Here is a 9,459-nt window from a genome sequence, read left to right on the forward strand (position 1 = left end):
CAGGATCAAACTCTCAATAAAAAGTTTAATCTCTTTGCTCAAATTACTTTGAGTCTTAATTTTAAGACGTCTAAAAGAATTGCTGGTTTGTTTACTTAACTTATATTCTGTTCAATTTTCAAAGACCATTTTCTTCGTCGCCCTCAAGCGACTTTCTTATCTTATCATCCTAAGTTATTCTTGTCAACTACTTTTTTTGTTAACTTTTATAACTTTTAAGGAATCTTGTTCCTCACTGGGAACGAAACTAATATTAACATTTATGATACGACTTATTTCTATAAAATATACCTTTTATATTAAATTATTTACTATATACTTAGTAGTTCTCTTTATTTTCGCCATATAATACTATTGATACACCTGGCACATTTGTTACTGTTTTTGTTAATATTATTGGATTTCACTATATAGAAACTATTTATAGATCCTTCTATAGGTTCTGTAAGTTATAGCTTCTATATAGTATTTTATATTTTAGACTACCTTTGATCTTTGAATTGTTACCGGATAATTGCTAGTTCCCCTAATTATTTCATTTTCATTAATTACTGTTCCTTTATCAGCTATAACTCTATTCATCACTACATCATTTCCTATTATAGTGTTTTGCATTATTACGCAATTTTCCAATTTACATCCTTTCCCTATAAAAACTCTTCTTCCTATAATGCAATTTTTAACTTCCCCTTCTATATATGATCCATTTGCAATTATAGAATTTAATACTAAGCTCATCTCTGTGTATTGAGTTGGTGGTTCATCTTGAGATTTTGTATATATAGGTTTTTTATTATAAAATAACTCCTTATTTATATTCTGGTTTAATATATCTAAATTAGTATCAAAATATGATTTTATAGAGTTTATGCAGGACAGATATCCATCGAACTCAAAGGCTCCTACTCTAAATCTATCTAGATTAGAATTTATATATCCCTTTATTTTTCTATGAATCCCAGTCTTTATACACTCATGAATTATGTTTATGAACAAATCTGTCTTCATGATGTACATTTCCATGCTTATCTTCGCATTTTTTTCTCTTCCTATATTTTCACCAACGCTTATTACTCTATTAGTATCATCTATATTTAAAACTTCACAATCTAAAAATTTCCCATGTGAATTATTTACATCCTTATGAACTATTGTTATATCATTTTGGGATTTCTTGTGGTATCTTAATACTTCATTATAATCTATATTACAAATCATGTACGAAGGGCTTATTAGTACATATTCTTTTCTGCTTTGTTCAATAAACTCTATATTATCTAAAAAATTATGAACATCATCATAATATGGATCATAATCACCAAAGTTAAATACCCTAAGGCCATCTTTTTTTCTGTGTAAGTCCCATGGTCTTCCATTAGTAAGATGATTTATTAATGACCTTGATTTATTTGCTGTAAATATACCTATTCCTTCTATTCCTGAATTAGCCATATTAGATAATACAAAATCAATTATTCTATACCTCGCAGAAAGAGGTACTGATGCTAATGTTCTATATCTTACAAGCTCTCCCATTCTACTTTGATTTTCATCTAAATTTATTATTCCTAAACAATTGTTCATTATATTCTGCCCCCTAAATATTAATAGCTTCATTATCTAAGCATATTTCCTTTAAGTTTATAGTTGACTCATTAATTAAATATTGATATGCACCAACTACCTCTATGGAACTGCTATCTCCTACCTTACAACCATGATTTATTATTGCATTACTCCCAACTATAGCTTTTTCTATTAAAACATTATCTCCTATTTCTACATTAGGCATTATTACAGAATCTTTAATTACTGTATTTTTACCAACGTATACCCCCTGAGACAATATAGAATTTTCAATTTTACCGTTTATTATACATCCCTCTACTATTAATGAATTTATTATTTTAGCCTCTTCTCCGATATAATGAGCGGGTCTTACTTGATTTTGCGAATATATTTTCCATTCGCTATCATAAAGATTTAGCTCATTATCTATTTTTAATAAATCCATATTCGCTTCCCATAAGCTCTCAATAGTTCCAACATCTTTCCAGTACCCTTCAAAAGGATATGCCATCATTTTTTTACCTTTCCTTAGCATACTAGGTATTATATTTTTACCAAAATCGTTACTTGATTCTAGATCATTCTCATCTTCTCTTAAAAATTTCTTTAAAATGCTCCAATTAAATATATATATTCCCATGGAAGCATTTGTACTTTTAGGATCTTTAGGCTTCTCTTCAAACTCATATATAGAGTTATCTTCCCTTGTATTCATTATTCCAAATCTACTAGCCTCTTCAATAGGAACATTTATAACAGCAATTGTAGCATCTGCATTATTCTCTTTATGAAATTCTAACATTTTATCATAATTCATTTTATAAATATGGTCTCCTGATAATATCAAAACATATTCAGGATCATATCTATCAACATATTCTATATTCTGATAAATAGCATTAGCAGTTCCCTTATACCAATCTCCTCCTTTCTCCTCTTGATATGGTGGCAATATAGATACCCCTCCATCTCTTCTATCTAAATCCCATGGATCCCCTATTCCTATATGAGAGTTTAAATCTAACGGCTTATATTGAGTTAGTACTCCTACAGTATAGATACCTGAATTTGAACAATTACTTAAAGGAAAGTCTATAATCCTGTACTTACCTCCAAAGGGCACAGCTGGTTTTGCTATATTTTTAGTTAATACCCCTAATCTCGATCCTTGTCCACCTGCTAAAATCATTGCTACAATTTCCTTTTTTCCCATATTCTCTTCCCCTCCCCTATACGAATTATATTAAAATTATTAATATATTAATTCATAAAATACAATTAATATTGTTAAATAAAAGCTCATTATATATTCTTATATATTGACTAGCTGATTTTTCCCAACTATTATCAGAAGTCATAGCTTGCTTAATAATTTTATTCCAACTATCCTTATCTTTATAAATTTCTAAGGCATATCTAGTTATTTCAAGCAATTCATCAAATCTATAATTTTTAAATCCAAATCCATTTCCAGTACCATCATATTTGTTATAAGGGATTACAGTATCCTTTAACCCTCCTGTTTCTCTTACAATTGGTATAGCCCCATATCTAAGTGCAATTAATTGTCCTAGTCCACAAGGTTCAAATAGTGATGGCATAAGAAATATATCAGATGCAGCATATATCTTATGTGCTAATTCATTACTAAATTTTATATTTACACTGACTTTATTAGGATATCTCCTTTGAAAGCTTTTAAAGCCTTCCTCATATATATAATCTCCTGTCCCTAGAATAACAACTTCAATATTTTCCTTAAGCAAATCTTCTAATATATTTATTATTAAATCGCACCCTTTTTGATGTGTTAACCTGGATACAACCCCTATCATTGCTACCTCAGAGTTTACAGGTAAGCCTAATTCTTTTTGCAATTTTTCTTTATTAATTTTCTTATCTTCTAGTTTGCTCACGCTATATTTTGAATATATATATTTATCCTTTTCTGGATTATATTCATCATAATCTATTCCATTTACAATACCTTCTAAAACTGAGCTTCTATATCTAAGTAAGCCATCTAGCTCTTCTCCATACTCAGGTGTTTTTATTTCTTCAGCGTAACTCTTACTTACTGTAGTAACTTTATCTGAATAATTTATTCCTCCCTTTAAAAAGCTCATAGCCCCATATAATTCTAGTGTCCCATTATTAAATGCTTCGTAATCATAACCAAATAGTTCTGGCAATACCTGCGAATCAAACATTCCCTTAAAAAATAAATTATGAATTGAAAAGATGGTTTTTACATTTTTAAACTTTTCTTCTTTTATATATTCCAATTTATGAAGTACTGGTATCATTCCAGTTTGCCAATCATTGCAATGTAATATATCAGGTACCCAGTCTATATATCTTATAAATTCCAAAACTGCTCTATTAAAAAAAGCAAATTTTTCTCCATCATCATAATATCCGTATAGTCCATCTCTTTTAAAATAATAATCATTATCTAAAAGATAAAATTTCACCCCGTTATATTCATATTCCAAAATTCCACAGTATTGATTTCTCCATCCAACATTTACAGTAAAATTGCTAATATATTTTAGATTATCCTTTATTTCTTTTTTTATATCTCTATAGTTTGGAATTACCACTCTTACATCAGCACCTAGATTCTTTAGTGCTTGTGGCAGAGCTCCAATGACATCACCTAATCCTCCTGTTTTAATAAATGGATGTGCTTCTGATGCAACCATTAAAATATTCAAATTTACATCCCCCCCAAATACTAATTATTGCTTAATTTCTACTATTATATCTTTGTTATTTATTACAATTTTTTCTGTATCATCAATTAACTTTTTAATAGATAAAATAGATACAGCCATAGGTGGTATCTTTAATAATATAGAATATGGTCTATTATGATAATTTACTTTTTCAGATTTGAAAATACCTTCATTTAATTGATTTGATCCTCCAAACTCCTTATTATCAGAATTAAAAACTTCTTCATACTCAGCATTATAAGGCACTCCTATTCTAAAATCATGGTAGACAACAGGAGTAAAATTACATATAAAAATTAATGCATCTTCTATTTTGTTTCCTATCCTTATAAAGGTGATTATACTTTGATTAGTATTATCCGGATCTATCCATTCAAATCCATCAGTATCATAGTCTAGTTCCCATAAAGCACTATTCTCCTTATAAATGCTATTTAACTTTTTACAATATTTCTGAGTCAATCTATGCATTTCAAATTTATCAATTAACTCCCATTCTAATTGCTCATATTCTCTCCATTCTATAAACTGAGCAAACTCACATCCCATAAAAGTCAATTTTTTTCCTGGATGCCCTATCATATAAGCCAAATATAATCTTAATCCAGCAAATTTATTCCAATAATCCCCCCACATCTTATCAACTAGAGATTTCTTTCCATGAACAACCTCATCATGAGATATTGGTAATATAAAATTTTCTGAGTAATTATACATCATAGAAAAATTAATTTTATTGTGATGATGCTTTCTATATATTGGGTCAAGTTCTATATATCTTAAAGTGTCATTCATCCACCCCATATTCCATTTAAAGTTAAATCCAAGACCACCATCTTCAATAGGTTTGCATACATTTGGCCAAGACGTTGACTCCTCTGCAATCATAAGTACACTTCTAAACTCATTAAACACAACCTTATTTAATTGTTTTATAAAATCTATTCCTTCTAAACACCCATCCCCTCCAAACTTATTTGGTATCCATTCACCATCCTTTCTTCCATAGTTTAGGTAAATCATATTAGATACAGCATCAACCCTAAGCCCATCTATATGAAATTCCCTTATCCAAAATAATGCATTTGATATTAAAAAACTTTTTACCTCTGGTTTCCCCAGATCAAAATTAGCTGTTCCCCAACCTTTATTCTCACCTTTCCAACATTCTTTATATTCATATGTTGGACTACCATCAAAATTATATAATCCGTGTTCATCTTTACAGAAATGTCCTGGAACCCAATCAAGAATAACTCCAATTTCATTTTTATGAAGTATATTTATTAATTCTTTTAACTCCTCCGGCTTACCATATCTACTAGTTGCAGAGTAATATCCAGTTCCCTGATATCCCCAAGAAGCGTCTAATGGATGCTCTATTAATGGCATAAATTCTACATGAGTATATCCCATTTCAACTAAATATTTAGGCAGCTCATCACATAACTCTTTATATGTAAGAAACTTGCCCTCCTTAGTTTTCCATGATCCTAGATGCATTTCGTAAATATTTACAGGCGATTTAAAAATATCTTTTTTTTCCCTTCTATTAATCCATTTTTTATCTGCCCACCTAAATTTTGTTTCTTCCTTAATAATTGAAGCCGTATTAGGTCTAAGCTCTGATAATTTAGCATATGGATCTGCCTTATATATACCATTACAATCATTCTTATTTATAATGTAGTATTTATATTTCATTTCTTCTTTTAATCCTGGAATAAATAATGACCATAAGCCTTTCTTATTTATTCTTTCCATCTTAAATTCATTTTCTGGCTTAAAATCACAAAAATCTCCTACAACATAAACTTCTTTTGCATTTGGTGCCCAAGTAGTAAACCTAACTCCCTTTTTCCTTTTTTCACTGACACAATGAGCTCCCATGAATTTATAGCTGCTATAGTTTTTACCTTTATGAAATAAGTCTATTTCTGTATCTATAATTTGTCCGTTTTTTACCTTGTTTTTTGCTACCTGCGCCATACTAACATCTCCCTTGAACTTAACATAATTCTGTATGAATAATTATAACATCAACTTACATTAAATTCCATTTATTCCATAATACCATATATCTTAATATAGGAGTTTTTTCATCATGTAGTTACAAATGACTAGTTATTAAATACTTTAAATTGATATTATCAAACTGCAAAATACAAAAAACCTATTTTTACCACAAATTTTATTAATATTTATTTATATTATTTTTTAAGATTTTATTAAGGTTATATTAAGACTTTTATTTATTTATATTAAGATTTATGTATTAGAATTAAATATATGAAATTAAGGGAGGTAACAAATTGAAGGTTTTAGAGGTAAAAGGACTTAAAAAGAAACTTGGAAAAAGAGAAATTATAAAAGATATATCATTCTCAGTAGAAGAAGGAGAAATATTTGGCTTCTTAGGCCCAAATGGAGCTGGGAAAACTACTACTATAAGAATGTTAGTTGGACTTATAAACCCTAATGAAGGTAGCATTAGTATTTGTGGGCATAATTTAAAAAGTGATACAGAAAAAGCTTTAAATCAAGTTGGGGCTGTAGTTGAAAATCCAGAATTATATAAATATTTATCTGGAAGAGAAAATTTAATGCAAATTGCTAGAATTAGAAATATTTCTAAAAGTCAAGTTGATGATACTATAAAACTAGTAGGACTTGAAAATAGAATAGATGACAAAGTCAGAAAATACTCACTAGGTATGAAACAACGTTTAGGTTTAGCTGCTTCGCTTCTATCTAACCCAAAACTTCTTATTTTAGACGAACCTACTAATGGATTAGATCCATCAGGAATATTGGATTTTAGAGAAATAGTTAAAAAAGCTGCTAAAGAAAGAGGATTGGCTGTATTTATATCTTCACATATATTATCAGAGGTACAAAATCTTTGTGATAGGGTTGCATTTATAAATCATGGAACTATAAAATCAGTAGAAAATGTAGTAGATCAATCTATGGAAACTGATACAGACATAATATGCTTAAAATTATTACAAAAAATAGATGTAGATAAATTACTATCTATTGAATATATAAACTCAGCTAGAGAAATCGAAGATGGAATAGAGATAATTTTATTATCTAACAAAACTTCAGAATTAATCAAATATCTTGTTAATAATAACTACGATATACAAGAAGTATTTAAATTAAGAAAAGGATTGGAACAAAGATATATGGAATTAGTTGAAGGAGGCATTAGATAATGTTATTAACTCTTATAAAAAATGAATTTATTAAAATGTTTAAGAGATCTAAAACATGGATTGTTTTTGGATTGTTTATAGTGTTTATCGGTATTACTGTCTTTGGTACTTGGATGAATGACAAACATATGAAAGAATGGATGTCCCCTGAATATCAAATAAAACAAGCTGAAGAACAATTAGTTCATGCAAGAAATGATATAAAAAGAGCTGAATCAGACGGTGATCCACAATGGATTAAAAATGCTAAAGAAATAGAAAGTAGCCTTTTAAAGCAAATAGATGATAATAAAGAAATAATTAAAAATGGTATTTCTGAAGATGCATGGAAAAAACAATTAGATGAATCAATAAAATCTGCTGAAAATACAATTAAACAATATGAAGAAGATGGCATAAATGAATGGAATAAAAGATGGTATGCAGACTCAAAACAACAATTAGATGACTTGAAATATTTAAAAGCTAATAACATAAAACCATTGCAAGGCTGGGAATATCAAGCCTTTAACTTCTTAAAAATACTTAACAACTTCTTTGGATTAGGAGTATTAATAGCAGGTATTGCTGTATTTATGAGTGATATAGTTTCAGGAGAATGTACACCTGCAACATTAAAATTTTTACTTGTACAACCAGTTAAAAGAGGAAAAATTTTATTCTCTAAATTTATAGTTTCAGTAATTACAGTACTCTCATTAATTTTAATACCCCAAATAGTTGGTATGACTGTTGTAAATATGACAAGTGATGTAGATGCTTCAAATTATCCTGTTAGAATTGAACAAAAATATGAAAAATCATTTGATCAATCATCAGGTGAAATCATAATGAAACAAATTCCAGATACATCAAGAATGGTAACTAATACCGAAAATGCAGTAAGAACAATAGGATATCAAGCATTATTTATTTTATCAGCTTGCTCTGTTATCTTTATGATATCTACAATATTTAAAAGCAGTATGATTTCAATGGCTGTTTCAGTAATATCAACTATATTCTTAGCTATTGGAACTCAAGCAATTTCAGCTATTAGAGATGTAAGTCATCTTTTATTTATAACTTATGCTGATGCAGGTAGCTTAGTAACATCTCAATTACCGTTAATGTATCAAAACCCTAAATTAACAACAACCAACGGAATAATATGCATGGTTGTAACAGCAATAATAGCATATATAATAGCGCATATTAACTTTACTAAAAAAGATATTTTAATATAATAAATTTAAATAATATTTCAATCTATTTAAGTGAAAACATGAATATGAAGTATTATATGTAATATACAAAGGGGGTAGCGTTTCGCTACCCCCTTTGTATATTCTTAATTCAAATAAAATCCTACTATTTAAATATGCAGAAAACTATAGTTTTTTAAAAATCTTTTATTGGTGATATATGATACTGAAAAAACATACCTAGTGTATATTCTACAACTAATATATTATTTATCCACATATATATAAAGTTATTAACATTTCTTACATTAATAAATATAAATAATGTTAATAATTTATATTTAATAGGAAGTATAGTCCTTAATAAATATTAAATTTCAAATAAACAATAAAAATATTTTAATGTGTTTAGATTTATGTAGATAATTATCTAATTAGTAATTGATGTAGCCGTGCAAAGTTAAAGGCACATAGTCATATATTTAGATAAGCTTTATATTACACAATGGATAGCTATATTATATTAAGTAATATTTATCTTATATTTAAATAATCTTTCATAACAAAAAAGACTTAAGAATTTAATTCTTAAGTCTTTTTAATAACCTGGCAACGTTCTACTCTCCCACACAGTTTCCCATGCAGTACCATCGACGCTGTAGAGCTTAACTTTCCTGTTCGGAATGGAAAGGAGTGTTTCCTCTACGCCATCATCACCAGATATCAGAGTGTTCTCTGAAAATTGCA

The 9,459-nt window shown here is 28.4% G+C and carries 6 protein-coding genes and 1 rRNA gene; 2 read left to right on the forward strand and 5 right to left on the reverse strand.

Annotated features, from left to right (window positions below):
• Positions 1 to 477: 477 nt before the first annotated feature.
• Genes glgD through glgB form a run of 4 tightly spaced genes read right to left on the reverse strand, consistent with a single transcriptional unit; the run spans position 478 to position 6,296 of the window.
• On the reverse strand, positions 478 to 1,584 hold the full coding sequence (glgD, locus tag ACYUEX_RS18440) for a glucose-1-phosphate adenylyltransferase subunit GlgD (protein ID WP_411169165.1): 1,107 nt from the start codon (positions 1,582 to 1,584) through the stop codon (positions 478 to 480).
• A gap of 13 nt (positions 1,585 to 1,597) precedes the next feature.
• Positions 1,598 to 2,782: a glucose-1-phosphate adenylyltransferase gene (locus tag ACYUEX_RS18445; RefSeq protein WP_460289439.1), complete on the reverse strand. Its 1,185-nt coding sequence runs from the start codon at positions 2,780 to 2,782 to the stop codon at positions 1,598 to 1,600.
• A gap of 52 nt (positions 2,783 to 2,834) precedes the next feature.
• Positions 2,835 to 4,286 carry a glycogen synthase GlgA gene (glgA, locus tag ACYUEX_RS18450; RefSeq protein WP_460289440.1) on the reverse strand — a complete coding sequence of 484 codons (1,452 nt, stop codon included), beginning with the start codon at positions 4,284 to 4,286 and terminating at the stop codon, positions 2,835 to 2,837.
• 24 nt (positions 4,287 to 4,310) lie between these two features.
• On the reverse strand, positions 4,311 to 6,296 hold the full coding sequence (gene glgB / locus ACYUEX_RS18455; protein WP_460289441.1) for a 1,4-alpha-glucan branching protein GlgB: 1,986 nt from the start codon (positions 6,294 to 6,296) through the stop codon (positions 4,311 to 4,313).
• Between the two features lie 323 nt (positions 6,297 to 6,619).
• Between glgB and ACYUEX_RS18460 the strand changes: the two genes are divergently transcribed.
• Both ACYUEX_RS18460 and ACYUEX_RS18465 read left to right on the forward strand, forming a co-directional pair.
• Positions 6,620 to 7,528 carry an ABC transporter ATP-binding protein gene (locus ACYUEX_RS18460; protein ID WP_460289442.1) on the forward strand — a complete coding sequence of 303 codons (909 nt, stop codon included), beginning with the start codon at positions 6,620 to 6,622 and terminating at the stop codon, positions 7,526 to 7,528.
• On the forward strand, positions 7,528 to 8,754 hold the full coding sequence (locus tag ACYUEX_RS18465; RefSeq protein ID WP_460289443.1) for an ABC transporter permease subunit: 1,227 nt from the start codon (positions 7,528 to 7,530) through the stop codon (positions 8,752 to 8,754). Before ACYUEX_RS18460 ends, ACYUEX_RS18465 begins: the two co-directional genes overlap by 1 nt.
• 562 nt (positions 8,755 to 9,316) lie before the next feature.
• Here the strand turns inward: ACYUEX_RS18465 and rrf are convergent.
• A 5S ribosomal RNA gene (rrf, locus tag ACYUEX_RS18470) occupies positions 9,317 to 9,433 on the reverse strand.
• Positions 9,434 to 9,459: the final 26 nt, after the last annotated feature.

It is taken from the genome of Clostridium sp. CTA-7, assembly GCF_054768095.1.